A 24,763-nucleotide genomic window follows, 5' to 3' on the forward strand; every position below is an offset into this window, starting at 1 on the left:
TGATTTTCAAGCTTGTTGGAATGTTCTACATGTATAACTACTTCCGGCGGATAAAAGCTGGAGGTCCAAGAAAGGAGGGTAACAAAGCACGTGACAGACGATTCATCATCGCGGGTGGTACCCACCCGCTTTCGCACCATCCTGGCCGATCCGCCATGGGATCACCAGCAACAGGGCGTGAAGGGTGCCGAACGGCACTACCGGCTTATGAGCCTGAAGCGCATCAAGGAAATGCCGATTGCCGAACTGGCCGAGAACAACGCGCATTTGTGGCTTTGGTGCACAAATTCCTCACTTCGAGACGCGTACGACGTCGCCGAAGCCTGGGGATTCACCGTGCGCTCGCCTCTCACTTGGGTGAAGTTCCGTCTCGGCCTGGGGTCGTATCTGCGGAATTCCACCGAGCACCTGTTGTTCTGCACACGTGGCAAAGCCCCCGTGGGCTTCAAGTCGCAGCCGACGTGGATCAATGCGCCGGTACAGGAGCATTCGGTCAAGCCCGATGAGCAGTATGCGGTCATCGAGCGAATTTCCGCCGGCCCGTACCTTGAACTGTTTGCCCGCAGGCGACCGCCGAGCACTCGTGACTGGTTCGTGTGGGGTAACCAGATTGACGCCGACATCAGCGTCCCCGGCTACTGGGTGCCCAGCGACCAGCAGCACCAGCAAAACCCCGAACACGAGAGGAGGTGATCTATGGCTTCACGAAGAACACGGGCCAAGCGGTCTGAACGCCGCTTCACCATCGAGGGTGTCCGGCGAGCACAACCCGATATCCGCAAGCTCAGCAAGGCACTGCTCGCTGTGGTGCTCGCTGAACAGCAACGCGAGGCCGAGGCCGCTGAGGAGAGGAATACGGGATGACCACAGCTCCAACACAGGGCCTCCAGTTCGCTCGGCTGCACCTGCCACGCCCACTCGAGACCGACACCGCGCTCACCCTAGTGGGCCGGCTGGCCGCCGATCGCCAAGTCGCACGGCTGGTATGGGAAGTCCGCGCCGAAGGCGGTCACATCCGCCATCTGGTCGGAGGACGCCCGGTAGACATCGCGCGGTTGGGCCGGTTGTTCGGGCACTTTCTGCCGGGCTGCCAGCTGGACGATTCACCAGAGCACCGTCCCGCTCGTCCTCACATGAAGTCGGCCGGACGATTGCGCGTCCGGCCCTCCTACCTCCCGCTGAACATGGACGCCCCGGAGAACACCACCAGGGCCGTTCTGTCCGCCTTGGCCGTGCCACTGGCGGAGGACGAGGCGCTCGTCGTGCAAGTCGTGCTCGGCCCGCGCATCCTGCCCAGCGTGTTGCCCGCGGAGTTCCCTGATCCCAGTCTGCCGCTCAGCCGAACACTGCTGACCGGCACCAGGCCGGCGGGGGCAGAGCTTCGGGCCCGGCTACGGAAGCGCACCGAATACCCCGGCTTTATGGCCACGATTCGCGTCGGTGCGACGGCCAGCACAAGGCGGCGACGCAGTGCGTTGCTCCTGAATGTGCTGTCCGGCCTGACCGTTGCCCAGGGGCCGGGCACACGGATACGGCTTGTGAAAGACTCGGCGACCCGACTCAATCACGGTCGACTGCCGTGGCTGTGGCCGCTTCGCTTGTCGGTGCCGGAGCTGCTCGGGCCGCTGGCCTGGCCGCTCGGCAACGAGGAGTTGCCCGGCCTACCGCCCTTGCATCCGAGGCCGCTTCGGGCCGATGCACGGGTACACCAAGGCGAGCGGGTCTTTGCCCGAAGTGCAAGCCCAGGCGACGATCGGCGGTTGGGTATCGCGGCGCAGGATCAGACGTTCCACGGCGTGGCATACGGCCCTTCTGGGTCGGGTAAGACGAACGTCTTGCTTCACCTGATCACCGCGGACATAAATGCTGGCCGGCCGGTGGTTGTGCTCGACCCCAAGCGGCAGCTCATCGACGACATCTTGGCCCGGGTGCCACCGGATCGGGTCGACGACATTATTGAGCTGAACGCCGCCGACGACCAGCCGGTCGGGTTTAACCCGCTGGATGTTGGCCGCCGCGACCCCGACGTGGTGGTCGACGGCATCTTGGCCGTCTTCGCCTCGATATTCGCGGATGGCTACGGCCCCCGTACGGCGGACATTTTTTCGTCTGGTTTGCGCACTTTGGCACGCGGTAGCCTTCCGAACGCTCCGGCGACCTTGACGGATCTGCCAAGGTTGTTCTCGGACCCGGCCTTCCGTCGCCCGTACGTCGGCCGCGTACAAGGTGACCTAGCACTGGCCCAGTTCTGGGCTGCGTGGGAAGAACAAGGGCCAGCCGCACAAGCGGCCGTCCTGGCGGCCCCTATGAACAAACTACGACAATTCCTGCTGCGGCCGGCGGTAGTGCGGATGCTGGATCAGCGAGAAGGACGGTTTCGACTGCGGGACGTCTTCCGGGATAACAAGGTCGTGCTCGTGCCCCTCAATGAGGGACTTATCGGCCCTGGCGTGGCATCACTTTTGGGCAGCTTGATCATCGCCGAGGTCTGGCAGGCCGTACAGGAACGGGCCGGAGAACCGAACGTGCAGCGGCGGCCTGGAGTCGTCTACGTCGACGAGGCACCGCGGTTCGTACACTTGCCGACTTCGCTCGCGGATGCTTTGGCCATCTCCCGGTCGCTATCTGTCGGCTGGTTCCTCGCCGCCCAGTTCCGGAGCCAGTTCCCGCCAGAGTTGCGGACGGCCGTGGATATCAACGCGCGGAGCAAGATCGCGTTTGCCACCGAGCATGACGACGCCCGCGACCTCGCAAGCAAACTCGCCCCAGAGTTGGAGCCCGTGGACTTCATGGCGCTCCCCCGGTTCCACGCTTACGCCAACTTGGTAGCGGATGGTGCTCCGTCCGGCTGGGGGCTGGTTCGCACGCTTCCGCCGTCTCCGGTCATCGCCGACGCCGAGGCGATCCGGAGGACCGCTCGCGCCAATTACGCGCCCACACCAATCAGCCCAACGGCCACTGCGGTGGTTACGAGCGAACCACCGCAGACTCCCGGCAATACCCCACAGCAATTCGGCCGTAAACGTCGGAGTCAACCTGACAACTCGTGAACGAGAAGGATCATCACGACATACAAGCCATGCTTTCCTCGCCCCTCTGTTCGCCCCTCTGTCCACGACGGAGATCATCAACGCGTTCGCGCAGGACAGCCCCGGTCGCTACACAAACACGGGAGGGGACTGACAAGCATTTCAGCGCTTGTACTCGCGTCCCCCAGCGGCCCAGCCGCATCGAACAAAAGAACTCCCAACAAGCACGACCTCTTCGGCGAGGCCGGAACAGCCTCAGCTCAGCAATTTTTTGGCGAAATAGATCTTGCACGAAATGGAAAAATATAGTAGAAAGGGAGATGCTTATGAAATACAACGACATAGCAAGTTTGCTTGAATCGCTCTCTGAGCGCGATCTAGCGATTCTTGAATCACTGCGTTCACACCGCGCACTGACCACTGCACTTATTCGGCGGCTGCACTTTCCGATCAGCAGCGAACCCCATGAAGCGGGAGCCGGAAAAAGCCACGCGACGGAGATGGCCGCCGCCGTGGCCACGATCCGCGTCCTCACCCGGCTGGAGTCCCGCCGTCTGATCACCCGGCTGCATCGCCGAATCGGAGGCGTGCGGGCCGGAAGTACTGGCATCGTCTGGCAACTGGGCGCAGGCGGCGAACGTCTCTTGCGTGCTCGACACGGCGACCCTGCCCGACGCCGCTACAGCGAGCCATCACCGAGTTTCATTGCCCACACGCTTGTTGCCGCTGACTTGGCTATACAGCTCTACGAGCTGGCCCGCGGTCGCGAGGTCGAGCTGCTGCGGCTGGAAGCTGAGCCGGAGTGCTGGCGGACTTTCCTATCCGCACACGGTGCGCGTCAGTGGCTCAAACCCGATTTGTTCGCGATCACGGCCAAGCGCGACTACGAAGAACACCTATTCATCGAGGCCGACAACGCCACCGAACACGCCCCGGTTATCGTGCGCAAAGCCCTCCAGTACCAGCGGTACGCGAACTCCGGAATGCACCAGCAGGAACACGGATTGTTTCCGTTCGTGATTTGGGTTGTGCCTGACAAAAAAAGACAAGCCGTCATTTGCGCAGCACTGGTTGCCGAGCCGCGACTGCGCGACCTTGTGACTGCTGGGGTCTTTCACGTACTGACGACTGAGGGCTTTCCACACCTCATTGCTGAAGGCGCGGCATTTATGCCCCACCATTTAATATCGGGCGGCCCAAAATAGCCCTCGGTAATTAGCCATAACGGAGTTACCATTAGGACTACCAAAACACCAATAGCGCCAGGAAGGAGACACAAATGGCATCTCACACATCGAACAAGCGTCGTGAAGAAGTTGCCGTGAAGCGAGCTGTTCTGTACTTGCGTGTTTCATCAAAGCGTCAGATGGACACCGACGCAGACTTCGACCCCGAGGGCAACTCGATCAACACACAGCGAAAACACGCGCAGCAAAAAGCAAAAGAACTGGGGGCTGACGTAGTCGACGAGTACGTCGAACCCGGAAACTCCGCACAAACGATCGCCAAGCGCCCAGTCTTCCGTCAGATGATAAAGCGCATCATGGAACAGCGTGACGTGGATTGCGTCATCATCTACATGCGGTCGCGCGTCTTCCGAAACTACATTGACGCCGCTATAACCAAGCGGCAGCTTGAGCAGTTCGGCGTCAAGCTGGTATCCACCAAAGAAAACTTCGGCGACGGCGACATGGCCGAAGCAATGGAAGCGGTCACCGATGTTTTCAACTGGCTTGCTGTCCGCCAAAGCGGCGAGGACATCAAGGCCAAGATGGCCAACAAGGCCCGCAACGGCGGCACAATCACCCGCACCCCGGTCGGGTACTTGAACACAGTCGAGGTCATCGACGATCGCAAGGTTCGCACTGTCATCGTCGACCCGGTGCGCGGCCCGTTCATCCGCCTAGCGTTCGAGCTGTACGCCACAGGTGAGTACTCCGTGGAAGAGGTAGCGCAAGAGTTGTACGACCGTGGACTGCGTATGCCGCGCAACGCGCGGTACCCCGAGGAGCGGGGGATCTCCACCAACCGGCTATACGGCGTCCTGCGCGACGACTACTACTGCGGCTGGATCACTCATGAGGAAGAGAAGTACAAGGGCCGTCACACTCCCCTGATTCCTCAAGACCTCTTCGATCATGTCCAGATGGTCGCCGATTCCCGCAACACCGCTCGTGAGAGGCGGCGTGTGCATCATCACGAGCTGAAGGGATCGCTGTTCTGCGGCTCCTGCCGCCGCAACCGGGGCGAACAGCGTCGCATGATCGTCCAGCACGCCACCAACCGCAGCGGTAACGTCTACCGGTACTTCTTCTGCAACGGCCGCTTTGACCACATCTGTGAGCTACCGTACGTGCCGATCGAACAGGCCGAGGAAGCTGTCGATGATCACTACGCCACAGTGCGCTTCACACCAGAGTTCATCGCGACCATGCGTGCCGAACTAGCCGCCACGGTCGACGAGCAGCAGACCACCACCAAGATCCTCCAAGCCCAGCTCACGAAGCAGCTTCGCGCGCTCGACACCAAGGAGAACAACCTCATCGACCTGGCCGCCGATGACAGCCTGCCCCAAGGCAAGATCAAGGCCAAGCTGCGGGAGATCACCAAACAGCGGGATCGGTTGACGGCCCGACTCCACGATGTCGATGAGGACCTCAGCACGGCAGCCGAGATCATCGAGGCGTGCTTGCAACTACTGCATGATCCGCAGGCGTTGTACCGCCGCTGCAATGATCAGCAACGCCGCCGACTCAACCAAACTCTCTTCGAGGCCCTGTACATCGACGAGGACTCGAACGGTGATGTGCAGGTGAGGCACAAGCTCAAGGAGCCGTTCGGCATCCTGCTCGCGGCCCAGAGCCAACACCAGGCCCCCACGGGGCCACTGGAGGCCCTGCCCGGCCTCCTGTCCGCCGTACCTGGCCCCAAACGCCAAAGCGCCCCTCCCAAGCCTGGGACGGGCGCTGGCCTGCAACTAACAGGGGCCGCCCTGGCGGGCGGCCCCTGGAAGGTACCGGGTTCCAATGAAATTCTTATGGTGGGCGATACTGGGTTCGAACCAGTGACCTCTTCGGTGTGAACGAAGCGCTCTCCCACTGAGCTAATCGCCCGGGAACGCACCGAACAATACAGGCCCCCGCCGGTTTCCTTCAAACCGCTTCCATCAATCCGCGCCCAGGTGTGCGAGGAGCCCGCGCCGTCCGGCCCGCATCATCAGCGCGTGGTTGAGCCGGAACACCGGCCGCCCGGGTACGGCGAACCACCTGAGCAGCGCCCGGTTCAGGTCGACTTCCTGGTCGTAGCAGGCCAGCGTGCCGGGGCCGTCGGCCGTGAGCGTCCAGCGTGCCCAGCCCTCCAGGTCACCGGTCATCGCGATCTCCAGCACCCCGGCGCCCGGATCACGCCGCACTTCGCGCGCGGTGAAGGTCAGGGCATACGGCAGGCTCGCGCGGATGCGGATGACGCCGGTCGTGTCGTCGATCCGGTCGACCTCGCGCACCTGCGGCCACCAGCGCGGGTACTCCTCGGCCCGCTCCAGGACCGGGTACACGACGGCGGGCGACACGGGCAGGGGCCACCGGGCGCGGAAGCGGTAATGGGTCCAGTCCATGGCGGGAGTCTGCCCGTTCGGGGGCCCGTCTCCCGGTACCTGAGTACGTTTTGAGTACGGGCGCTCATGTCGTACGGCGGTCACGCGACCACACTCCGAGACATGACGCACATCCCGCCCCCGGCCGTCGAGTTGCGGATCCTCGACGCCGAGCTGCACCAACTCGACGCCCGCCGCGCGCAGTTGCTGCACCGGCGCGCCTGGCTGCTGACCGTGCTCCAGCCGGCCCGGCCCGCGCCCGTGACACCGTCGCCCGCCGCACCGCCCCGGCCGGAGGCCTCCGCACCGAGCGTGCAGAACGTGCTGCTCCTGCTCGGCGCCGCCCTCCTCACCCTCGCCGCGATCGCGTTCACGCTGGTCAGTTGGGGGAGCATGGGGATCGCGGGCCGGGCACTGGTGCTCGGCGCGGTGACCCTGGCGACGCTCGGCGCGCCGGTGGCGCTGCTGCGCCGGGGCCTGCGCTCCACGGCCGAGTCGCTCGCGGGCCTCGGTCTCGTCCTGACGCTGCTGGACGCGTACGCGCTGCACGAGGTCGCGTTCCCGGACGGGGACGGCATGACGTTCGCGGCAGCGGCGACGACACTGCTGGCCGCGCTGTGGGCGGCGTACGGCATCGGTACGGCGGCGCTCCCGAGTCCGGCCTCCGCGCAGGACTCACCAGCTCTCCGCCTCCCGCTCCCCGCCGCACTCGTACTCGCCCAACTCCCCCTGATTCTCTGGGTGATCGCGGCCGGCGGGGGCCTCCGCACGAGCACGGCGGCGGTGCTGGTGACCGCCGTGATCGACATGCTGGTCGCGCTCCGGGTCTCCCCGAAGGCCGTTCGTTTCGTCGCCATCGGCGGCGCGTTCGGCGTGGGCGGCTGGGGTGTACTGGCGGCCGGACTGATCTCCCTGTCGGCGGCCGGTCCGGGCGCAGCCGCCCAGGCGACGGCGCTCCTGATGCTCGCCGCGGCGGGCGCGTTCGGCGCCGCGTGGCTCGTCCCGGGCCCGGGGCTGCGGACGGGTACGGCCGCGACGGGCGGCCTGCTCGTGGTCGCCGCGCTCGGTGGCGTGCTGCGTGTTCCGCTGCCTTACGAGTGGGCGGTTCTGGGGTATCTGGCGTGCGGCATCGGCCTGTTGGCGCTCGTCCGGGGCGCACTGCCCGAGCCGGTGCGCCACGGTCTCGGCCAGGCCTCCGCCGCCGTACAGGGGATCGCGCTGCTGTTGACCCTGCCGGCTGTTGTCACCACCCTGTTCGGCCCGGCCGCGTGGGTCTCCCACATCTGGGCCGGCGCGCCGGACGACGCGCGAGCCGCGGCGACGATGGACATCCCGTGGCCCACACACGAGACCACCGCTCCCCTGGTACTCATCGCGGTCGCCGCGGTGTTGGCCCTCGCGGTCCGCAGCACCGCGTGGCGGCAACGGGCCCTGGCCGCCGCGCTGACCCTGGCGTGGATGACGGCGATGATCACCCCGACCACACTGCAACTTCCTTACATCGTCGGCCTGTTGGTGGACGGTCTCATCGTCGTGGCCCTGCTCTCGCTCACGTACCGCATCGCCACAGCCCTCGCCCTGGGCACCTCCCTCGTCCTCGCCGCCCTCTCCCTCGCCTCCGAACCGGCCACGCTCGCCGTACTCGCCTCGCTGACCGCCCTGTTGGCGGGTGCGGCCTGGCGCGGGCGCCTCGCGCCGGTCTCGGCCGGCTTCTCTCTGGGGTACGCAACTGCCCTGGCCTGCGCGGCAGGTGCCGCCCTCGACTGGCAGCCGCAGCACGTCGCGCTGCTGGTGCTCGCCGTACCGGTGACGGCCGCGCTGCTCGCCGCGCGCCTCGCCGATCCGGTGACAACGCTGGTGGTCGAGATCTCGGGTGCCGTCGCGGGCCTGCTGGCGATCGGTCTCGCGGGCGCCGAACTACCCATCCTGGCCCTGGTGTTGGCCCTGTGCGGAGTGATCGCGGCGGGCACGGCCCTACGGCCCGAGCGCAGGACCGTCGGCTACGCGGCCGCCGTCCTCTTCGTCCTCGCCACCTGGGTACGGCTGTCCGCGTGGGACGTCGTCAGCCCCGAGGCGTACACGCTGGCGGTGACCGTCCCGGCGCTGCTGGTGGGCGCGTTGCGCAGGCGCCGCGATCCGAGCGCCTCGTCCTGGACGGCGTACGGCCCCGGGCTCGCCGCCACCCTCGCGCCGAGCCTCCTCGCGGCCTGGGCCGACTCGCACTGGACGCGCCCGCTCCTGCTGGGTACGGCCGCGCTGCTGGTCACACTGATCGGCGCGAGGCACCGCCTCCAGGCACCGCTCCTCCTCGGCGGCGGCACCCTCGTACTGGACACGCTGCACGAACTCGCCCCATACCTCGCCCAGGTCGTCGGCGCCCTCCCCCGCTGGGCTCCGCCCGCACTCGCCGGAGTCCTGCTGCTCGCACTCGGCGCGACGTACGAGCAGCGGATCCGGGACGCCCGGCGGGTGCGGGAGGTCCTGGGGAAGATGAACTAGCCCTGCGCTAGGGCATCTTGTCGCCGAGCAGCGCCAGGTTCTCGATGGCGGCGAGGCCGTACAGCGCGGTGTCGTTCGAGGACACCCACGCGGCCTCGCTGCCCGGGACGAGCGTCACCGGTCCGGTCAGCGGCTGCGTCTTCCACGGGGACGACTCCATGTAGCCGTCGGAACTGTAGAACTTCGTCCACGCCCGCTTGGCGAGCGTCGCGTCGCCGAGTTGTACGGCGGCGTAGGCGTCGAGGCGTGAGTGGCCCTGGAAGAGCAGCAGGGTGCCGAAGTTGGAGCCGTAGCGTGCCGCCTGTTCGGTCTTGGAGGCGTTGAAGTAGCGGCAGTAATCCATGTACACCTCCTTGAATTTGGGCATGTCGACTAGGTAAATCAGCTCCGCGCACAGCTCGTTGAGGCCGAAGACGGCCGAGAGGTGCGACACGGAGATCACGGGCGTGGAGGCGACGGCGAACTTGCCGGTGTCGAGGTCGTACAGCCCGCTCCCCTGCACAAATCCGTTGGGCTGGGCGGCGATTGTCTCCATCGTCGACAGGACGCGCGCCTTGGCCTTCTCCCACTTCGGGCCCCTGCGTTCCCACTCGGTGAGCCACGCCGACACCAACCCGCTCCAGTCCGTGCCGAATCCGATCGACAGGGCGTGCCGGTCGGGCGTGTACGGCTCGGTGCGGATCTTGCGGATCGGGTCGAGGACGAGGAAGGTCTCGTCGGAGTCGACGTTCGCCGCCATGAGATCACCGACGCGTTCGTCGGCGGTGAGGAAGTAGTAGTAGCGCCGGTAGGTGGTGTTGGCGATGCGCTGCTGCTTGGCGCTGTCGGCGTAGTGCTGGACGCCGTGCCTGGTGCCCAGACCGGCCCACTGGCCGAGGTGGTAGACGTCGACCTCGCCGGTGTGCCGGGTGAGCGCCTCGGCGAACCGGAAGATGTCCGAGCGGCCCGAGCGGATGTACGCGAACCAGAGCCAAATATCGGGCGACAGCTCGGAGTTGTCCCAGGCGTAGCCGCCGATGTCGTACCGCCACTGGTGGCGTACGGCGTCGTACGAGTGCATGAAGTCGCCGTAGTCCCAGAAGCCGTACCAACGGCGTTGCGCCACTTGATCCTTGTAGTAGGTGAAGAGGAAGTCGAGGTGGTCCTCGATCTTCGCCTTGGCGGTGGTGGAGCGGTCGGGTTCGGAGTAGAGGCCTGGGCCGAACACCTTGGACTTGATCAACTGCTGTGGCGGGGCGGCGAGTTGGGGCAACACCCTTACGGCGTCGACCTGTTGGGCGAGGGTCTCGGGCGTCGGCGTCGACTCGTTGGCCCAGAAGAGGAGTTCGGAGGTGCGGGCGATGCCGTACGGGGTGCCGAACTCGGGTTCGTAGTCCTCGTAGGTGATTTCGAGGCCCTGGAGCTGTTCGGCATACGTGTCCTGGCCCATGCCGTCGTGGTAGAAGCGCAGGTCCATCGGCTGGGCCTCGGGCGACCAGAGCCAAAGGGTGACCTCGGCCTCGTCGGTGTGAGCGTCGCGGATGTCTAGCTGCGCGGGGAACTTCTCCCAGAAGTCCCTTAGCCCGAAGGAGAATCCGCCGCTCGCCCCGCCGACGTACCCGAACCCGGAGGCGTGTCCGCCACCGCCGGCGGGGATCCAGCCGTAGCCCTTCGTGGTGCGCTTGCGGAGGGTGAAGCCGTCGGCGGAGAGCTGGGAGAGGGTGTAGTCGCCCCACTGGGGGATGTACTGGAGGCGGCTCGTGACGCGCTGGTCCCAGGTCGACGGGTCGGCGAGCTTCTGGCCCGCGTACTGCGCCGCCTGGACGGTCGCGCCCGGGTCGCGACGCAGGCCGGTGATGCCCTGAACCGCCTCGCGCAGCAGGCCGGTTCCCTCGCCGCCGATGCGGATGTGCCGGTCGTAGGCCGCGTCCCGCATCGGCACGGTGAAGCGAACCCCCAGCCCGCGGATGAAGTCGCCGCTCGCCTTGCCCGGTTCCACCGTGCCGTCGAAGGTGATCGTGTGCACCATACGGAAGGAGTCGGCGCCCGCGTAGAAGTAGAGGCGGATCGAGAACGGCAGCCAACTCCGGCCTCCCTTATGGTGTTTGCCGTCGATGCGGACGACGGCACGGACCGGCCCGTCCTGCTCGACGGTGACCTCGCCGATCACCCCGTCGAAGCGCTCGGTCTTCACCGCACCCTGGTCCTCGTCCTCGATCTCGGGCTGGCGGATGAGGACGAGACGGCCGTTCTTGGCGATCTCCGTGCCGCCCCGGGTGACCGACTTGATGAGGGTGGAGCCGTTCTTGCCGATCTTCGCGGTGATGACCCCGGTCGATACGTCGATGGTGCCGCCGCTCTTGTCGACGGTGACCTTCTTGTCGGGGGCGGCCGTGTCCCCGGCGGTGAGGGTGAGCTTGCCGGAGCCCGAACTCACCGCGTGGGCCGTCCACTTGAGCGATCCGTCGGGCCAGTAGGCGATCGGCCAGGACTGCACCGGCACGGCCGCACCCTGGGCGTCCGTCAGCGCGAAGGTCTGGTCCTCCTGGTAGGTGCCCATCGGCCACGGCACCCCGACCGTCGAACCGGGCGCGGCGCCGAGCCCGCCGTCCTCCAGCCAGTCGAGGGTCACCGGATCGGCGTCGGCCGCCGCGGCTCTCGGCGCGGCCTGGGCATCCTTCGCGCCCAGCACCCAGCTGAACTGCGCGGCGGCTCCGGCGACGGCCGCCGCCTTGAGCAGAGACCTACGGGGAATGGGAGACATGACGTTTCCACCTTTCCTTTCCGTGCGGGAAGCTTTCTTCAAGTCCGTCTGATCAGGGGCATGACAGATAGAGGCGCGGCGCTCCGGACAGCCCCGCCGACTTCGCCCGTCAGCGGTGCCGGTACCGCTCCTCCACAGCGACGGCCGCCGCGGCCACGGCCCCCAGCACGGGGACCGCCAACGGTGCGATGAGCAGGGCGGAACAGCCGACGAGGACCAGCCCGCCGACGAGCAGGAAGGAACCGGCGGGGTCGAGCACCGTACGGCGACCGGCCTCGGCGAGCAGTACCCGCCAGGTGTCCCCCGGCGCCCACACTGCCGCCGCGCGCATCCCGGCGACGACGATCCCGAGCAACGCGAACACCCCGACGGCACCTACGAGTTGCCCGCCCGGCAGCCCAGCGCGCACGGCTTGGACGTCCACCCATACGGCGGCCGCCGCACCCCACCCGGCAACCCCGACGACCCACCCACCGCGCACCGCCACCCGGAAGTCCGCGACGAACTCCCGCCAGCCACCGCCCACATGACCGGTACGGCGCCTCAAGTGCCGTGCTCCGGCGGCGAATGCGGCGGGGTACGTGACAACTCCCGCCGACGCGACGGCGATCCACACCCCGGTGAGGAGACATTCGGCGAACACGCCGAACCGCTCGGCGAAGACCGACTCCCTGCGTGCCTTCACGCGTGCTTCGGCCACCGTCTCAGCCCTTCAGTCCGGAGGTCGCCATACCGTCGATCAGGTACCGCTGGAAGGCGAGGAAGAACAGCAGCACCGGCAGCAGCGCGACGAGGGACATGGCGATCATGCCGCCGTAGTTCGCGGCCACGCCGTCGGAGTCGCGGAACATCATCAGGCCCAGCGAAACGGTGTATTTTCCGGGCTCGTTGAGGTAGATCAGCGGGCCCATGAAGTCGTTCCAGGCGTTGATAAAGGTGAAGATCGCGCTGGTGATGAGTGCCGGCCGGCACAGCGGCAGCACGATCGACCAGTAGATCCGCAGATGCCCGCAGCCGTCGAGCCGGGCGGCCTCGTCCAGTTCCTTCGGCAGGTTGCGCATGAACTGCACCATGAGGAAGACGAAGAAGGCCTCGGTCGCCAGGTACTTGCCGATCAGCAACGGGACGTAGGTGTTGACCAGTTGGAGCTTCTGGAACATCACGTACTGCGGGATCAGCAGCACGTGGTACGGCAGCAGGAGTGTGCCGATCATGAGGGAGAAGAGCAGGTTGCGGCCGGCGAACCGGATGCGGGCGAAGGCGTAGGCCGTCAGGGAGCAGGAGATGAGGATGCCGGCGACCGAACCGAGCGCGTAGAAAAGGGAGTTCTGGAAGAAGGTCCAGATCGAGATGTCGGCGATGCCCTTGGCCAGGCCCTTGAAGTTGGCGAGGATCGGGTGGCCCGGGAAGAGTTGCAGGCTGTTGATGACGTCCTTGCTCGGCTTGAACGAGGCGCCGATCACCCAGACGACCGGGTACAGGACGACGGCGAGCACGGCCAGCGCCCCGACGTGCCAGACGAGCGAGCCGGTGCGCCTGCGGCCCAGCCCCGGTGACTTCTTGGCAGTGGTGACACTCATCGGGCGCCTCATCGAGTGACTCATTGCGCGTCCTCCTCGTAGTGCACCCACTTCTTCTGCGACCAGAAGAGGACGGCCGTCACGAGCGCCACGGCGAGCAGCAGCATCCAGGCCATCGCGGACGCGAAGCCCATCTGGGCGTTCTTGAAGCCCTGTTGGTAGAGGTAACAGGTGTAGACGAGCGTGGCGTCGGCCGGTCCGCACTGGGAGTTGGAGACGACGTACGCGGAGCCGAAGATCTGGAAGGAGTGGATGGTCTCCAGCAGCACGTTGAAGAACAGCACCGGAGAGATCATCGGCAGCGTGATGTTCCAGAACCGGCGGAAGGGCCCGGCCCCGTCCATCGCGGCGGCTTCGTACAGCTCCCTCGGTACCTGCTTGAGCCCGGCCAGGAAGATGACCATCGGGGCGCCGAACTGCCAGACGGTGAGCGCGACCAGGGAGTAGAGGATCCAGTCGGGGTCGCCGACCCAGCCGCCGACATGGGAGCCGAACAACGACTGCGTACGGTCCACCACGGCGCCGTCGGAGAACAGCGTCCGCCAGACGAAGCCGATCGAGACGCTCGCGCCGATGAGCGAGGGGGCGTAGAAGGCGGCCCGGTACAGGGCCTGGCCGCGGCGGCTCTGCGCGAGCAGCATGGCGACGCCGAGGGCGAGCAGCAGTTTCAGCGGGGTGCCGATGACGACGTATTTCGCCGTCACCTCGACCGACTTCTGCCACCGGGGGTCGTCGAACATCCGGGTGAAGTTGTCGAAGCCGATCCACTTCGGGCTGTCGAAGAGGTTGTAGTCGGTGAACGCGAAGTAGAGGGAGGCGACCATGGGGCCGGCGGTCAGCAGCAGGAAGCCGGCGATCCACGGGGACATGAAGAGGTAGCCGGCGAGGTTCTCGCGGCGCCCCCGCCGCTTCTTGGCGGCGGGGGTCGCGGAGCGGGTCTGCCGGGTGTCGGGCGGAGCGTCGTCGACGAGCGTCACGGCGGTTCCCATCAGGCGGAGAAGGCGGCCTGCGCCTCGGAGAAGAACTGCTTGACCGCGTCGGCGACCTTGGTCTTGCCCAGTGCCATGTCCCCGCCGATGCGGAGGAAGGCGGACTCGGCGGTGTCGGCGCCGGACGGGTGCGGGGTGATCGTCCCGAGGACACCCGCCTTGGCGGTGTCCACCTCGTACTGGGCGATCTCCTTCTGGACGACGTCGGTCGGCTTGAACGCGTCGTACTGGTCGGTGGTCGCCAGGATGCCCCGGTCGTAGCCCATGATCTTGCCGACCGCGGGGTCGTGGACCATGAAGTCGATGAACTGGGCGACTTCCTTCGGGTGCTTGGTGCGCGCGGAGCCGCTGAGCATCAGGGACGCGAGGTACTGGCCGGTGTCCTTGCCGTCGGTGGTGGGGATCGGCGCGAGGCCGTAGTCGCTGGTGCCCTCGGCCGTGTAGCGGACGGTGAAGTTGTCCCAGGTGAATTCCGAGGCGCCGTGTCCGGCCGAGAGCGAGGACTTGGGGGTGTCCTGGGCGACGACCTTCGGGGAGGTGACGATCCCGGCCTTGACCCGGCCGTAGCCGTCCGTCCACCACTCCGTCAGATCCGACTGCTCGAAACCGAGGCCGTCCTTGGTGAAGAACGCCTTGCCGTTCTGCCGGAGGTAGAGGTCGTACAGGTACATGATGCTGAAGTAGCCGGTGTCCCCGGGGATTTCGGTCTTGTCGTGGATCGTCTTGAGGGCCTTGAAGTACTCGTCCCAGGTCCAGCCCGCCGTGGGGTCGACGCCCGCCTTCTCGTAGACCTTCTTGTCGATGACCAGCGCCATGGTGTTCGAACCGACCGGAACACCGAGCTGCTTGCCGTCGACCTGGCCCACCTTCACGACGCCCGCGCGGAAGTGATCGAGGCTCAGATTTCCCGCGTCGATCTGTGATCCGAGATCGAGCAGGACGCCTCTCTTGTCGTACTTCCGAAGAAATCCGACGGCGTTCTGGAATACGTCCGGTGGATTTCCGCCCGCGGCCTGTGTCTGGAACTTCTCCCAGAAAGAGGGATAGTCCTGAAAGTCCGTCTTCACCTTGATCTTCGGATACTTCTTCTCGAAGAGCGCGATGGACTGATTGATCTTTTTCGCCCGCTCCTCGGCACCCCACCACGAGTAACGGATCGTCACATTCCCGTCCGCGGAGGTGCCGTCACTCCCGCCGCATCCCGTCGCGGCCACCCCCAGCGTGACCGCCGAGATCCCGGCGGCCTTCAGGACCGTACGCCTCTCCACATTCGTGCGGGTTCCCATGATGGGCCCTCCCCGTAGCGTCGTTGCCACCTGCATGAATCGTTTCAAGTAAGCGCTTGCTGGCACAAGGTACGGAGGCCCTCGGGGTGCGTCAATGATTCGGACAGGATTTTCTTGTGAACCGGCTGAGCGCTACGACGGCGCCGCCGGGCGCGTTGCGGGGGCGAAGGGACGGACACCGCAGGTGGGGCGCGTGCGATCGGTCGGCCGAACAGGAAGCGGCCTGCCGCACTCCGTCGGCTACCGGCCGAAAAACGCCTGGGCGGTGGGGAGTTGACCACCCCGTGTTCGGTGCGCGAACGCCGACGGCCCGCCTGTGATCACAGGCGGGCCGTCGGTCCGGATGGGCGATACTGGGTTCGAACCAGTGACCTCTTCGGTGTGAACGAAGCGCTCTCCCACTGAGCTAATCGCCCGGGCGCACGGAGAACATTACCCCATGTCAGCGGGTGCCCCGACCAGCACGGGAAGGCGCCCGGACGCCGTCAGCGGGTCACTGGTCCTTGATCTTCCAGGGCATCACGACGCCGAACTTCCAGAGGTAGACGGCGACCAGGGCGATCACGATCACCAGGCCGATCGAGGTCAGGATGATGTTCCGGCGGCGTACGGCGGGGTCGAGCGCGCGCTGTGCCGCCTCGGTGACCTTGCGTTTCGTCCAGCGGAGCACCAGTTGGGCCCAGACGAACTCGGTCGCCCAGATCGCCATGCCGCCGAAGATCACGACCCAGCCGGGTCCCGGCAGCGGCAGCATGATGACGCCGGCGACCACGACCGCGAGGCCGAGGACGAAGACGCCGACCTGCCAGCTCAGGTGCAGCGCACGGCGTGCCTTGATGAATTCCGGCGCCTTGGAACCGAGCCCTTGCCCGTCCCGCGCCCCGTCCGCTCTCGTCTCGTCGGGCGTCTCACCGGCCGCCCCGTCCGATGCCACGGCGACCTCGCCCGGTTCGTCACTCCCCGTATTCATACGGACAAACCCTACCCGAGGGAAACCAGTCACCGGAATGGCCCCGCAGGGCGATCGAGCTCTCGGCCGGAAGAGTTACGTAAAGGCACGCAAAACACTCAGAGGGGTTTACAACGGCACCGTAGGTGGCATGTCGATTTCGCCGACGTGCGAATCCCCGAGCGCACACTGAGCGAAAGGCCCTGGCGCTTATGAACACCACGGTCAGCTGCGAGCTGCACCTGCGCCTCGTTGTGTCGAGCGAGTCATCCCTGCCTGTCCCCGCAGGCCTGAGGTACGACACGGCCGACCCCTACGCCGTGCACGCCACCTTCCACACCGGAGCCGAGGAGACCGTCGAGTGGGTGTTCGCCCGCGACCTTCTCGCGGAGGGCCTCCACCGGCCCACCGGTACCGGCGACGTCCGTGTCTGGCCATCCCGTAGTCACGGTCAGGGCGTCGTCTGCATCGCACTGAGCTCTCCCGAGGGCGAAGCCCTGCTGGAGGCTCCCGCGCGGGCCCTGGAGTCCTTCCTGAAGCGGACGGACGCCGCCGTGCCACCTGGCACGGAGCATCGGCACTTCGACCTGGATCAGGAGCTGTCGCACATCCTGGCGGAGAGCTAACGCGAGGTCCCACCAAGCCGCCCGGCGCCGTCCGAACTCGGGGAGACGGCTCGGGCACAGACAACCGCATAGGGCATACACCGGCGCCGTCGCCGCGATTCGTCGCGGGGGCGGCGCCGGTGCGTGTGGCACCCGGTCGCGCGACCTTCCGTGCTCCCGGCCGCGCGACGCTCCGTGACCCCGTCCATGAGCGGTCTCCGCGCTCCGGGGAACCGTGCGGGGCGCGATGCCGTTCATAGAGGCATGGGGCCCCTCCGGGAAGCCACTACCATCGGCCAGCATCGGCGGGCGCCCGCCCGACCCCCAGGCCAGGGAGCGAAACGTGCTGATCACCCACGACACCCGGTGCGCCCTCGACACCGTGGTCGATCTGGTGAACACCGCACCGGAGGACGCCGCGGCGCCGGACGGACTGCAGGATGTCGCGCTGCTCGCGGATTTCGTACGAAACCACGAGATCAGCGATGTCGGGGTGCTGTCGGAGTTCGACCTCTCCGCCGTGCGCAAGATCCGCGGCCGGTTCACTGCGGTCTTCTCGGCCCCGGACCCCCGGACCGCCGCCGGACTGATCAACGACCTGGTCGCCGCCGCGGGCACCACACCCCGGCTCACGGACCACGACGGCTACGACTGGCATGTGCACTACTTCGCGCCCGGCGCCTCGGTCGCCGACCATCTCGCCGCCGACTGCGGGATGGCGCTTGCCTTCTTCGTGGTGGCCGGCGAGGAGGAGCGGCTGCGCCGCTGCGAGGCCCCCGACTGCCGACGCGCCTTCGTCGACCTCTCCAGGAACCGCTCCCGCAGGTACTGCGACAGCCGGACCTGCGGGAACCGGCTGCATGTGGCCGCGTACCGGGCGCGGCGCAAGGAAGCGGCGGGCTGACGCGCAGCACGGCCCGGCAGGGCGCGAAGGGATCGATGAGTTCGTGGCCCCCGGCGGGTGACGTCGGGGACCACGAGTACAGCTCACAGCATCAGCAGGTCGTGCAGCGAGGCCATGAGCAGCAGACACCCGATCACCGCAAGGAAGATCATCAGCGGTGGCTGGGAAAGGGCGAAAAGGCACCCGCGCGGCTCGTCCTTCGGCGGCGCGGCGTCGCTCTGTGTCGTGTCCAGCATCTCGCGGCGATGATGACGCAGCGGGGACCCTCGGCGCGATCAACACGCCCGGTATGAGCGGGAGTTCGCCGAATTCCGTGATGTCCGTTTCGGGTCGCGTCGAGTCCTGAACGCTTACCGGCCGACCTGGCTCACTCTGTGTCGTTTCAGTCGCGGTCCGTTCCGGCCGTCATATTCCGTGCCCCTTCAGACGCCGTGCCCCTTCAGACGCCGCGCCCCTTCAGACGCCGAGCATCTTCAGACGCCGAGCATCTTCATCCGCCGAGCGTCTTCATATGCCGTGCTTCTTCAGGATGGCCTCGATGTCGCTGAAGTCGTCCCCGCTCTGCGCGCGGGGCGCTGCCGCCGGCCGGGTCGCCGGGCGCTTGGCCGGTCCCAGGGAGGGGGCAGAGGCGGCCGGAGCCACCGCGTCGGCCTGCGTGGAGTCACGGGCCGCCTTGCGTTCCTTGCGGGTGCCGCCACCGCCACGACGGCGCTCCACGGCCCGCGTGCCCGTGAAGAGCAGCCAGGCGCCGCCCAGCACCACGAAGCCCGCCCAGGCCGTAGGGCTGAACGCGGTGTCGGCCGCCCAGCCGACGACCCCGGTCATCACCAGGCCGACCGGCACCAGCGAGTACGCGGCGATCCGGGCGGCGGAGAGAAAACGCTTGCGGTACGCCGTGACCGCCGCGATGCCCAGGCCGGCCGCGGAAACGGCGGAACAGACGGTCTCGGCAATCATCCGGTCCTCCAGGCGTCGTTCGGGTCGGGCAGCATGCGGTCGATCGGGCAGCGCGCACTTCGTCCCTTCCATCCTGCACCGTCCGGTACCCGGGATGCCATGCCCCGGTCGGACATCAGGGACATCTCCGGGTCGCGTCCTCCGCAGGTGCCGGTCGGCGTCGTACGCATGCGGCCTCCGGTCCCCGGTTGGGGCGGCGCGGCCGGGGCTGGGAGACTGGTCCCATGAGTGACCTCCCCACCGTGCGCACCCCCGTCCTCGACGTCTGGTGCGAGCTCCAGTGCCCGGACTGCGCCACCGCCCTGGACGATGTACGCGCCCTGCGGGCCCGCTACGGAGACCGGCTGGAGGTGCGGCTGCGGCACTTCCCGCTGGAGAAGCACAAGCACGCCTTCGCTGCCGCGCAGGCCGCCGAGGAGGCCGTGGAACAGGGCCGGGGCTGGGACTACATCGAGGCCGTGCTCGGCCGGGTCGCCGAACTGGACCGTAAGGGAGAACCCTTCCTGGTCGAAGTGGCCGCCGAACTCGGTCTGGACGCCGAGGAGTTCGACACCGCGCTGATCGACGGCCGGCACATCCTGATCGTCGACGCCGACCAGGCCGAGGGCAAGGCCATCGGCGTCACCGGCACCCCGACGTACGTCATCGGCGGCGAACTCCTCGACGGCGGCAAGAGCCAGGACGGACTCCGTGCCCGCGTCGAGGAAATCGCCGACCGACTGCTCGCCGGAGCCGAGTGAGCCCCGGGGCAAGCGTCAGAGCAAGGCGTCAGAGCAGGCTCTTGTACAGGTGGTAGGTGACCGTCTCGTAGCCGAGTGACTCGTACAGGCGCTCGGCCGGGGTGTTGCCCGCGAAGACGTTCAGCTTGATGGCCGGCAGGCCGGCGGCGACGGCCTGCGCCTCGGCCAGGAGCATCAGGGAGCGGCCGTGGCCCCTGCCCCGATGGCGCGCGTCGGACTCGACCTTGTAGACGAAGGCCTTGCCCTCACGGAGGCCGGTCCAGAGCGTGCCCACCGCCGTGCCCTCGTGCTCCAGGACGTTGAAGAGCATGTCCGCGGTGGCGAGTCCGTCGGGCAGGAAATCGGCGTTGCTCTGGAGGGCCCTGGTCCGGGCCTCGGCCTCGGGCACCCCGCGCTCGGTCCAGCTCAGGACGAAGTCCTCCGTCCCGAGGTCCTCCCACGGGCCGTACTCCTCCTGGGACATGGACCGCCCCCGGCTCCCCGCGGGCAGTTCGGGCGCGATGTCGCCGAGGGGCTTCTCCATGTGACGGTTGCGGACGACGTATCCGAGGTTGGTCGCCATCTTGAGCGCCGCCACCGCCTCCGCGGGCACGGACACCTCGATCCGGTCGCAGCCCCAACCCCGCACCACCTCCTCGGCGGCGAGCGCGGCCACCGTGCCCCGGCCGCGCCGACCGTCCTGCTCCTCGATGCGCAGGTCCAGGATCTGGGCCACGGAGTCACCGAAGAACGGACTCGTTCCGAGGTGTATCGCGCCGACGGGACGGCTGTTCACACACACCTGGTAGCGGCGTGAACGCGTCCCGTCGGCCTCGCGCTGAAGCGGCTCGGTCGGCCGCAGAGTCGTGGTCATCAACTGTGTTCTACCCGACCTGGAGCCCCAGGTCAGCCCAATAAATAGGGCTGTTCAATACGGCTGCTACGGATCGAGGTCGTCGCCCGACCGCTCGTCGAACACACGCATGGCCTTGGTCGTCACCGGGCCTGCCGCGCCCGGGAGTTGACGTTCGTCGACCAGGTGGACGGCCTGTACGTCCCGCAGCGACGACGTCAGGAAGACCTCGTCGGCGCGCTCCAGAACGTCCAGCGGCAGGTCGGTCTCCTTGGCGCCGGTCCACTCGACGGTCAGGGCGCGGGTGATGCCGGCGAGACAGCCGGAGGCGACCGGCGGGGTGTGGATCTCGCCCTCCAGGACGACGAAGACGTTCGACCCGGTGCCCTCGCAGAGTTGGCCGACCGTGTTGGCGAACAGGGCCTCGGAGGCGCCGTGTTGGCGGGCGCGGGCGAGGGCGACGACGTTCTCGGCGTACGAGGTGGTCTTGAGGCCGGTGAGGGCGCCGCGTTCGTTGCGGGTCCAGGGGACCGTGACGGCGGCCGTGGAGTCGGGGCGGCGCTTCGACTCGCCGAGGGCGACCACGAGGGTCGGGGGGTGTTCGCCGCGGTCGGAGCCGAGGGGGCCGTGGCCGCCGGTGTACGTGATGCGGATTCGGCCGAGCGGCGTCGGGTTGGCGGCGAGGACGGCCGCGCAGCCGCGGCGGACCTCGTCGAGGTCGGGGTCGGGCAGCCCGAGGCCGCGCGCGGAGCGGGTCAGCCGGTCGAGATGGCGGGTCAGCGCGAACGTCTCGCCGTCCGTCGCCTTCACCGTCTCGAAAACGCCGTCGCCCACGGTCAGTCCGTGGTCGAAGACGGACACACGGGCGGACTCGATGTCCTGGAGCCCGCCGTCGAGCCAGATCTTCATGAAAGAGCCTCTCCACTCACCTCGTACGCGCCCGACGCTATCGCGAGCAGCCGTGCCGCCTTCAGCTCGGTCTCGCGCCACTCCCCCTCGGGATCCGAGCCCCAGGTGATGCCGGCGCCGGTACCGAAGCGCAGCACGCCGTCGGCGCGGTCGATCCAGAACGTGCGGATACCGACGGCCAGTTCACCGGTCCCCCGGTCCGCGTCGACCCAGCCGATGCCCCCGCAGTACGGACCCCGGGGCGCGGTCTCCAGGGCGTCGATGATGCGCAGGGCACTGGACTTGGGGGCGCCGGTGACGCTCCCGGGCGGAAAGGCGGCGGCCAGCAGCTCCGGCCAGCCGGCGTCGGCGGGCAGCTCGCCCCGCACGGTCGACACGAGGTGGACCAGCCCCGGATGCTTCTCCACCACGCACAGGTCCGGCACGCTCACGGTCCCCGTGGCGCACACGCGGCCGAGGTCGTTGCGGACCAGGTCCACGATCATCACGTTCTCGGCGAAGTCCTTCTCCAGCAGGTCCGCCTCCGTCCGCCCGGTGCCCTTGATCGGACCCGACTCGACGACCTGGCCGGTGCGGCGCAGGAAGAGTTCGGGCGAGGCGGTGGCCGTCTCCACGCCGTGCTCGGGCAGCCGGATCGTTCCTGCGTACGGCGCCGGGTTGCCGCGTGCGAGCAGGGCGGTGAGGGCGTCCACGTCGGCGTCGGGGGCGACCGGCGCGGACAGGACGCGGCACAGGTTGGCCTGGTAGACCTCGCCGGCCGCGATGTGCTCCCGGATGCGGCGGACGCCGGCGGTGTAGGCGGCGCGGTCGAGGGAGGAGGTCCAGGTGTCTGCCGTGGGGGCGTGCCAGGCGCCGGGGGCGGGTGCCGGGACCGGTTCGTGTCGTACGTCGCGGAAGCGGGCGCAGGTCAGACGGCCCTCGAAGTCGGCCGCGACCGCCCAGAAGCCGGTGGAGTCCAGGGCCGCGGGATCGCTGGTGACGTCGAGGAGACCGGTGGCGACACGGCCGCCGAAACGGGCGAGAGGGACGAGGCGGGACACGCCGTCGAGTCTATGGCGGGTGTCTCCCAGGTTGCCCGGCCGTGTCCCCATGGCCGCCCTGACCATGTGTTCCCGTAGTCGCAGGCCAGCACGCTGCACAAACGCGTTTTTGTGCTGGCCCCGGAATCCGCTAGAGTTCAACTCGTCGCCGTGACGCGCAAGCCGAACGGAAACGACAAGCGGACGTAGCTCAGTTGGTAGAGCGCAACCTTGCCAAGGTTGAGGTCGCCAGTTCGAACCTGGTCGTCCGCTCGCAGGAAAGTGGGGGATCTTCCCGAACCCCTACGCTCCTGGTGGAGTGGCCGAGAGGCGAGGCAACGGCCTGCAAAGCCGTCTACACGGGTTCAAATCCCGTCTCCACCTCCAAGGACGATTAGCTCAGCGGGAGAGCGCTTCCCTGACACGGAAGAGGTCACTGGTTCAATCCCAGTATCGTCCACTGATCCGCAAGGATCCCCGCGCGATTAGCTCAGCGGGAGAGCGCTTCCCTGACACGGAAGAGGTCACTGGTTCAATCCCAGTATCGCGCACGCAGCAGTACCCATGATCTTCGGATCGTGGTCCCGAGGACGATTAGCTCAGCGGGAGAGCGCTTCCCTGACACGGAAGAGGTCACTGGTTCAATCCCAGTATCGTCCACACACCGAAGCCCCCGGCGCTCACCGCGTCCGGGGGCTTCTTCGTGTGCCGGTGCGTACCGGTCAGCTGGAGAACAGCATGTGGCCGAAGCTCTTGTGGCGGTGGTGGCCACCATGACCGCCGTAGTGGCCACCGCCGTGACCGCCGCCGTGCGGGGCGCCCCAGGCGGGCGCGGGCGGGGCGGGGTAGGCCTGCGGGCCCGGGGGCGGCGGGGCGGGCTGCTGCCACTGGGACTCCACGCGGGTCAGCGCCTCGAGCTCGCCGTAGTCGAGAAAGATCCCGCGGCAGTTGCTGCACTGCTCGATCTGAACACCGTTGCGGTTGTACGTCTGCATCTGCGCGTGACACTTCGGACACTGCATGCTCGGCTCAACTCCTCGCCCGTTGGTACTTCTTCGTGTTTCCCCAGGACAGACTCCGTCCGACCCCGGTCGGTTGCAGCCTACTTGGCGAATCCGGGCGCCAACTCGGGCGCGACGGAACCCATTCGGTCACACGCGTCCACGACGGCCTGCTCCACCTCGTCGAGCGGACGGCCGGCTGTGACTGCCTTGACGATCGCCAGGGCGGCGGTCTGCACGGTGAGGGCTCGGGCCGGGACGTCCAGGGCGGGCCAGGGGTCGCCGGCCGCGGGGACGGCCGGGCCGCCGGCCGCACGGTACGCGGTCAGGAAGCGGGTCCACTCGTCGGGTGGGAGCAGGCCGCAGGCGTACCAGGCCGCCGGGCGGGCCAGGTCCCAGCCGGGGACTCCCACCCCGAGGTCGTCGACGTCGATCAGCAGCCAGGGGCCGTCGGGGGCCGGGTGGCGGACCAGCTGGCCGAGGTGCAGGTCACCGTGGCAGAGGGTGGTGGTGTCGGGCTGGGGGCACTCCGCGCGGGCCCAGGCGGGGAGCGACGTCCAAGCGCGCAGGACGGGGGCGGCTGTGGGGTGCGGGTCTGCCTCGCGGAGGCGGGTGATCGCTCGGACCGCCTTGAGGGGGCCGCGCATGGGTGGGAGAGGGGTGGGAGGCGGCGTGCGGTGGAGGTGGGCGAGGAGGGTGGCCGCGGCTTCCCAGGGGGCCGCGTCCGGGTCTTCCGGGTCTACGGGGGTGCCGTAGGGCCAGCAGGTCACCAGGCGGTCGTACAGGTGGAGGGGGGTGGGGTCGAGTGGGGGCAGGAGGATGCCGGGGAGTCGAGCGGCCGTGGTGAGGCGGGCGGTGAGGTGGGTGGGGTCCGTGTGCGGGGCGTGGGCCTTGGCGACGGTGTCCTCGTGGCGGACGACTGTGCCGTCGGGGCGGTCGGTGAGGGTGGTGGCTCCACAGGGGCAGGGGGAGGTGCGTGCGCGGGTGTGGGCCGTGGTCCTGGCTCGGGCGGTGAGGTCGGTGAGCAGGGGGGTTCGGGGCATCGCGCTTCCTGGGGGCGGGGGGTGAAGTTGGAGGTGGGGGTGGGGGTTCGTCGCGAGCGTACGTCGTGTGGTGCCGAGGGGTTTTC

25 protein-coding genes, 7 tRNA genes and 1 pseudogene are annotated in these 24,763 nt (G+C 67.7%); 14 read left to right on the plus strand and 19 right to left on the minus strand.

What is annotated here, in order from left to right:
* Positions 1 to 90: 90 nt before the first annotated feature.
* The 5 genes and pseudogenes from SPR02S_RS56245 to SPR02S_RS66180 all read left to right on the plus strand — a co-directional run.
* Positions 91 to 693, plus strand: coding sequence for an MT-A70 family methyltransferase (locus tag SPR02S_RS56245; RefSeq protein WP_106437007.1), 603 nt, complete (start codon positions 91 to 93; stop codon positions 691 to 693).
* A 3-nt stretch (positions 694 to 696) separates the two neighbouring features.
* Entirely contained in the window at positions 697 to 864 is a 168-nt protein-coding gene (locus tag SPR02S_RS63235) for a hypothetical protein (protein WP_158697864.1), read from the plus strand.
* Positions 861 to 3,050, plus strand: coding sequence for a type IV secretory system conjugative DNA transfer family protein (locus SPR02S_RS25320; RefSeq protein ID WP_026150850.1), 2,190 nt, complete (start codon positions 861 to 863; stop codon positions 3,048 to 3,050). Before SPR02S_RS63235 ends, SPR02S_RS25320 begins: the two co-directional genes overlap by 4 nt.
* Before the next feature lie 305 nt (positions 3,051 to 3,355).
* Positions 3,356 to 4,234 carry a replication-relaxation family protein gene (locus SPR02S_RS56250; protein ID WP_052347045.1) on the plus strand — a complete coding sequence of 293 codons (879 nt, stop codon included), beginning with the start codon at positions 3,356 to 3,358 and terminating at the stop codon, positions 4,232 to 4,234.
* A gap of 161 nt (positions 4,235 to 4,395) precedes the next feature.
* Positions 4,396 to 5,124 (plus strand): annotated as a pseudogene (locus SPR02S_RS66180) (recombinase family protein); the annotation flags it as partial.
* On the opposite strand, the gene SPR02S_RS64495 reads toward SPR02S_RS66180, so the two are convergent.
* The 5 genes from SPR02S_RS64495 to SPR02S_RS25350 all read right to left on the minus strand — a co-directional run bounded on the left by SPR02S_RS64495 (position 5,062) and on the right by SPR02S_RS25350 (position 6,642).
* Positions 5,062 to 5,364 (minus strand): hypothetical protein, encoded by a 303-nt coding sequence (locus SPR02S_RS64495; RefSeq protein WP_158697865.1) that lies wholly within the window; start codon positions 5,362 to 5,364, stop codon positions 5,062 to 5,064. The pseudogene SPR02S_RS66180 and the gene SPR02S_RS64495 sit on opposite strands and share 63 nt — an antisense overlap.
* 108 nt (positions 5,365 to 5,472) lie before the next feature.
* Positions 5,473 to 5,724 carry a hypothetical protein gene (locus SPR02S_RS64500; RefSeq protein ID WP_026150851.1) on the minus strand — a complete coding sequence of 84 codons (252 nt, stop codon included), beginning with the start codon at positions 5,722 to 5,724 and terminating at the stop codon, positions 5,473 to 5,475.
* Positions 5,725 to 5,898 carry a hypothetical protein gene (locus SPR02S_RS64505; RefSeq protein ID WP_158697866.1) on the minus strand — a complete coding sequence of 58 codons (174 nt, stop codon included), beginning with the start codon at positions 5,896 to 5,898 and terminating at the stop codon, positions 5,725 to 5,727.
* Between the two features lie 169 nt (positions 5,899 to 6,067).
* Positions 6,068 to 6,142, minus strand: a tRNA-Val gene (locus SPR02S_RS25345).
* 53 nt (positions 6,143 to 6,195) lie between these two features.
* Positions 6,196 to 6,642, minus strand: coding sequence for an SRPBCC family protein (locus SPR02S_RS25350; protein ID WP_019059815.1), 447 nt, complete (start codon positions 6,640 to 6,642; stop codon positions 6,196 to 6,198).
* Positions 6,643 to 6,708: 66 nt separating this feature from the next.
* On the opposite strand from SPR02S_RS25350, the gene SPR02S_RS25355 reads away from it, so the two are divergent.
* On the plus strand, positions 6,709 to 9,120 hold the full coding sequence (locus tag SPR02S_RS25355) for an SCO7613 C-terminal domain-containing membrane protein (protein WP_019059816.1): 2,412 nt from the start codon (positions 6,709 to 6,711) through the stop codon (positions 9,118 to 9,120).
* A gap of 7 nt (positions 9,121 to 9,127) precedes the next feature.
* On the opposite strand, the gene SPR02S_RS25360 is transcribed toward SPR02S_RS25355, so the two are convergent.
* The 7 genes from SPR02S_RS25360 to SPR02S_RS25390 all read right to left on the minus strand — a co-directional run bounded on the left by SPR02S_RS25360 (position 9,128) and on the right by SPR02S_RS25390 (position 16,688).
* Positions 9,128 to 11,863: an exo-rhamnogalacturonan lyase family protein gene (locus SPR02S_RS25360; RefSeq protein ID WP_019059817.1), complete on the minus strand. Its 2,736-nt coding sequence runs from the start codon at positions 11,861 to 11,863 to the stop codon at positions 9,128 to 9,130.
* A 109-nt stretch (positions 11,864 to 11,972) separates the two neighbouring features.
* Positions 11,973 to 12,563, minus strand: coding sequence for a hypothetical protein (locus SPR02S_RS25365; protein WP_019059818.1), 591 nt, complete (start codon positions 12,561 to 12,563; stop codon positions 11,973 to 11,975).
* A gap of 4 nt (positions 12,564 to 12,567) precedes the next feature.
* The gene (locus SPR02S_RS25370; RefSeq protein ID WP_019059819.1) at positions 12,568 to 13,443 is read right to left on the minus strand and encodes a carbohydrate ABC transporter permease; all 876 of its coding nucleotides are present in this window, start codon (positions 13,441 to 13,443) and stop codon (positions 12,568 to 12,570) included.
* 20 nt (positions 13,444 to 13,463) lie between these two features.
* Entirely contained in the window at positions 13,464 to 14,432 is a 969-nt protein-coding gene (locus SPR02S_RS25375) for a carbohydrate ABC transporter permease (protein ID WP_019059820.1), read from the minus strand.
* The gene (locus SPR02S_RS25380) at positions 14,432 to 15,718 is read right to left on the minus strand and encodes an ABC transporter substrate-binding protein (protein WP_019059821.1); all 1,287 of its coding nucleotides are present in this window, start codon (positions 15,716 to 15,718) and stop codon (positions 14,432 to 14,434) included. The genes SPR02S_RS25375 and SPR02S_RS25380 overlap by 1 nt, the downstream gene beginning before the upstream one ends.
* 344 nt (positions 15,719 to 16,062) lie before the next feature.
* Positions 16,063 to 16,134, minus strand: a tRNA-Val gene (locus tag SPR02S_RS25385).
* A gap of 77 nt (positions 16,135 to 16,211) precedes the next feature.
* Complete coding sequence (locus tag SPR02S_RS25390) at positions 16,212 to 16,688, minus strand: TIGR02611 family protein (RefSeq protein ID WP_019059822.1); 477 nt, start codon at positions 16,686 to 16,688, stop codon at positions 16,212 to 16,214.
* Positions 16,689 to 16,879: 191 nt separating this feature from the next.
* On the opposite strand from SPR02S_RS25390, the gene SPR02S_RS25395 reads away from it, so the two are divergent.
* Both SPR02S_RS25395 and SPR02S_RS25400 read left to right on the plus strand, forming a co-directional pair.
* The gene (locus SPR02S_RS25395; RefSeq protein WP_004002642.1) at positions 16,880 to 17,293 is read left to right on the plus strand and encodes an SsgA family sporulation/cell division regulator; all 414 of its coding nucleotides are present in this window, start codon (positions 16,880 to 16,882) and stop codon (positions 17,291 to 17,293) included.
* 322 nt (positions 17,294 to 17,615) lie between these two features.
* Complete coding sequence (locus tag SPR02S_RS25400) at positions 17,616 to 18,176, plus strand: CGNR zinc finger domain-containing protein (RefSeq protein WP_019059823.1); 561 nt, start codon at positions 17,616 to 17,618, stop codon at positions 18,174 to 18,176.
* Positions 18,177 to 18,259: 83 nt separating this feature from the next.
* Here SPR02S_RS25400 and SPR02S_RS64015 read toward each other — a convergent pair whose 3' ends face one another.
* Both SPR02S_RS64015 and SPR02S_RS25410 read right to left on the minus strand, forming a co-directional pair.
* Positions 18,260 to 18,412, minus strand: a complete 153-nt coding sequence (locus SPR02S_RS64015; protein ID WP_019059824.1) for a hypothetical protein — start codon at positions 18,410 to 18,412, stop codon at positions 18,260 to 18,262.
* Positions 18,413 to 18,683: 271 nt separating this feature from the next.
* Positions 18,684 to 19,133 carry a hypothetical protein gene (locus SPR02S_RS25410; protein ID WP_019059825.1) on the minus strand — a complete coding sequence of 150 codons (450 nt, stop codon included), beginning with the start codon at positions 19,131 to 19,133 and terminating at the stop codon, positions 18,684 to 18,686.
* 224 nt (positions 19,134 to 19,357) lie between these two features.
* Between SPR02S_RS25410 and SPR02S_RS25420 the strand changes: the two genes are divergently transcribed.
* Positions 19,358 to 19,873 (plus strand): DsbA family protein, encoded by a 516-nt coding sequence (locus SPR02S_RS25420; RefSeq protein WP_019059827.1) that lies wholly within the window; start codon positions 19,358 to 19,360, stop codon positions 19,871 to 19,873.
* Positions 19,874 to 19,901: 28 nt separating this feature from the next.
* Here SPR02S_RS25420 and SPR02S_RS25425 read toward each other — a convergent pair whose 3' ends face one another.
* From SPR02S_RS25425 to SPR02S_RS25435, 3 genes are all read right to left on the minus strand, one after another.
* Positions 19,902 to 20,726, minus strand: coding sequence for a GNAT family N-acetyltransferase (locus SPR02S_RS25425; protein ID WP_019059828.1), 825 nt, complete (start codon positions 20,724 to 20,726; stop codon positions 19,902 to 19,904).
* A gap of 66 nt (positions 20,727 to 20,792) precedes the next feature.
* Positions 20,793 to 21,614: an aminotransferase class IV gene (locus SPR02S_RS25430; protein WP_019059829.1), complete on the minus strand. Its 822-nt coding sequence runs from the start codon at positions 21,612 to 21,614 to the stop codon at positions 20,793 to 20,795.
* Complete coding sequence (locus SPR02S_RS25435; protein WP_019059830.1) at positions 21,611 to 22,654, minus strand: chorismate-binding protein; 1,044 nt, start codon at positions 22,652 to 22,654, stop codon at positions 21,611 to 21,613. Before SPR02S_RS25435 ends, SPR02S_RS25430 begins: the two co-directional genes overlap by 4 nt.
* 179 nt (positions 22,655 to 22,833) lie before the next feature.
* Here SPR02S_RS25435 and SPR02S_RS25440 point away from each other — a divergent pair.
* The 5 genes from SPR02S_RS25440 (at position 22,834) to SPR02S_RS25460 (ending at position 23,293) form a co-directional block, all read left to right on the plus strand.
* Positions 22,834 to 22,906: transfer RNA gene (locus tag SPR02S_RS25440), tRNA-Gly, on the plus strand.
* 40 nt (positions 22,907 to 22,946) lie between these two features.
* Positions 22,947 to 23,020, plus strand: a tRNA-Cys gene (locus tag SPR02S_RS25445).
* Position 23,021: 1 nt separating this feature from the next.
* Positions 23,022 to 23,093, plus strand: a tRNA-Val gene (locus SPR02S_RS25450).
* Positions 23,094 to 23,112: 19 nt separating this feature from the next.
* Positions 23,113 to 23,184 (plus strand) — tRNA-Val (locus SPR02S_RS25455).
* 37 nt (positions 23,185 to 23,221) lie between these two features.
* Positions 23,222 to 23,293, plus strand: a tRNA-Val gene (locus tag SPR02S_RS25460).
* A 62-nt stretch (positions 23,294 to 23,355) separates the two neighbouring features.
* Here the strand turns inward: SPR02S_RS25460 and SPR02S_RS25465 are convergent.
* Positions 23,356 to 23,655: a TFIIB-type zinc ribbon-containing protein gene (locus SPR02S_RS25465; protein ID WP_019059831.1), complete on the minus strand. Its 300-nt coding sequence runs from the start codon at positions 23,653 to 23,655 to the stop codon at positions 23,356 to 23,358.
* Positions 23,656 to 23,735: 80 nt separating this feature from the next.
* Positions 23,736 to 24,677, minus strand: coding sequence for a phosphotransferase (locus SPR02S_RS25470; protein ID WP_019059832.1), 942 nt, complete (start codon positions 24,675 to 24,677; stop codon positions 23,736 to 23,738).
* Positions 24,678 to 24,763: the final 86 nt, after the last annotated feature.

Origin of the sequence: Streptomyces prunicolor NBRC 13075 (assembly GCF_000367365.1) — a bacterium.
Classification (GTDB): domain Bacteria; phylum Actinomycetota; class Actinomycetes; order Streptomycetales; family Streptomycetaceae; genus Streptomyces; species Streptomyces prunicolor.

Excerpts from the sequence above, each read along its gene's own strand:
- SPR02S_RS25470 (WP_019059832.1), bottom strand. The coding sequence starts at position 24,677 with ATGCCCCGAACCCCCCTGCTCACCGACCTCACCGCCCGAGCCAGGACC.
- SPR02S_RS25465 (WP_019059831.1), bottom strand. The coding sequence starts at position 23,655 with ATGCAGTGTCCGAAGTGTCACGCGCAGATGCAGACGTACAACCGCAAC.
- SPR02S_RS25410 (WP_019059825.1), bottom strand. The coding sequence starts at position 19,133 with ATGATTGCCGAGACCGTCTGTTCCGCCGTTTCCGCGGCCGGCCTGGGC.
- SPR02S_RS64015 (WP_019059824.1), bottom strand. The coding sequence starts at position 18,412 with ATGCTGGACACGACACAGAGCGACGCCGCGCCGCCGAAGGACGAGCCG.
- SPR02S_RS25380 (WP_019059821.1), bottom strand. The coding sequence starts at position 15,718 with ATGGGAACCCGCACGAATGTGGAGAGGCGTACGGTCCTGAAGGCCGCC.
- SPR02S_RS25355 (WP_019059816.1), top strand. The coding sequence starts at position 6,709 with ATGTCGTACGGCGGTCACGCGACCACACTCCGAGACATGACGCACATC.
- SPR02S_RS25370 (WP_019059819.1), bottom strand. The coding sequence starts at position 13,443 with ATGAGTGTCACCACTGCCAAGAAGTCACCGGGGCTGGGCCGCAGGCGC.
- SPR02S_RS25350 (WP_019059815.1), bottom strand. The coding sequence starts at position 6,642 with ATGGACTGGACCCATTACCGCTTCCGCGCCCGGTGGCCCCTGCCCGTG.
- SPR02S_RS25430 (WP_019059829.1), bottom strand. The coding sequence starts at position 21,614 with ATGAAGATCTGGCTCGACGGCGGGCTCCAGGACATCGAGTCCGCCCGT.
- SPR02S_RS25375 (WP_019059820.1), bottom strand. The coding sequence starts at position 14,432 with ATGGGAACCGCCGTGACGCTCGTCGACGACGCTCCGCCCGACACCCGG.
- SPR02S_RS25320 (WP_026150850.1), top strand. The coding sequence starts at position 861 with ATGACCACAGCTCCAACACAGGGCCTCCAGTTCGCTCGGCTGCACCTG.
- SPR02S_RS25420 (WP_019059827.1), top strand. The coding sequence starts at position 19,358 with ATGAGTGACCTCCCCACCGTGCGCACCCCCGTCCTCGACGTCTGGTGC.
- SPR02S_RS56250 (WP_052347045.1), top strand. The coding sequence starts at position 3,356 with ATGAAATACAACGACATAGCAAGTTTGCTTGAATCGCTCTCTGAGCGC.
- SPR02S_RS25425 (WP_019059828.1), bottom strand. The coding sequence starts at position 20,726 with ATGACCACGACTCTGCGGCCGACCGAGCCGCTTCAGCGCGAGGCCGAC.
- SPR02S_RS25390 (WP_019059822.1), bottom strand. The coding sequence starts at position 16,688 with ATGAATACGGGGAGTGACGAACCGGGCGAGGTCGCCGTGGCATCGGAC.
- SPR02S_RS25360 (WP_019059817.1), bottom strand. The coding sequence starts at position 11,863 with ATGTCTCCCATTCCCCGTAGGTCTCTGCTCAAGGCGGCGGCCGTCGCC.
- SPR02S_RS63235 (WP_158697864.1), top strand. The coding sequence starts at position 697 with ATGGCTTCACGAAGAACACGGGCCAAGCGGTCTGAACGCCGCTTCACC.
- SPR02S_RS25395 (WP_004002642.1), top strand. The coding sequence starts at position 16,880 with ATGAACACCACGGTCAGCTGCGAGCTGCACCTGCGCCTCGTTGTGTCG.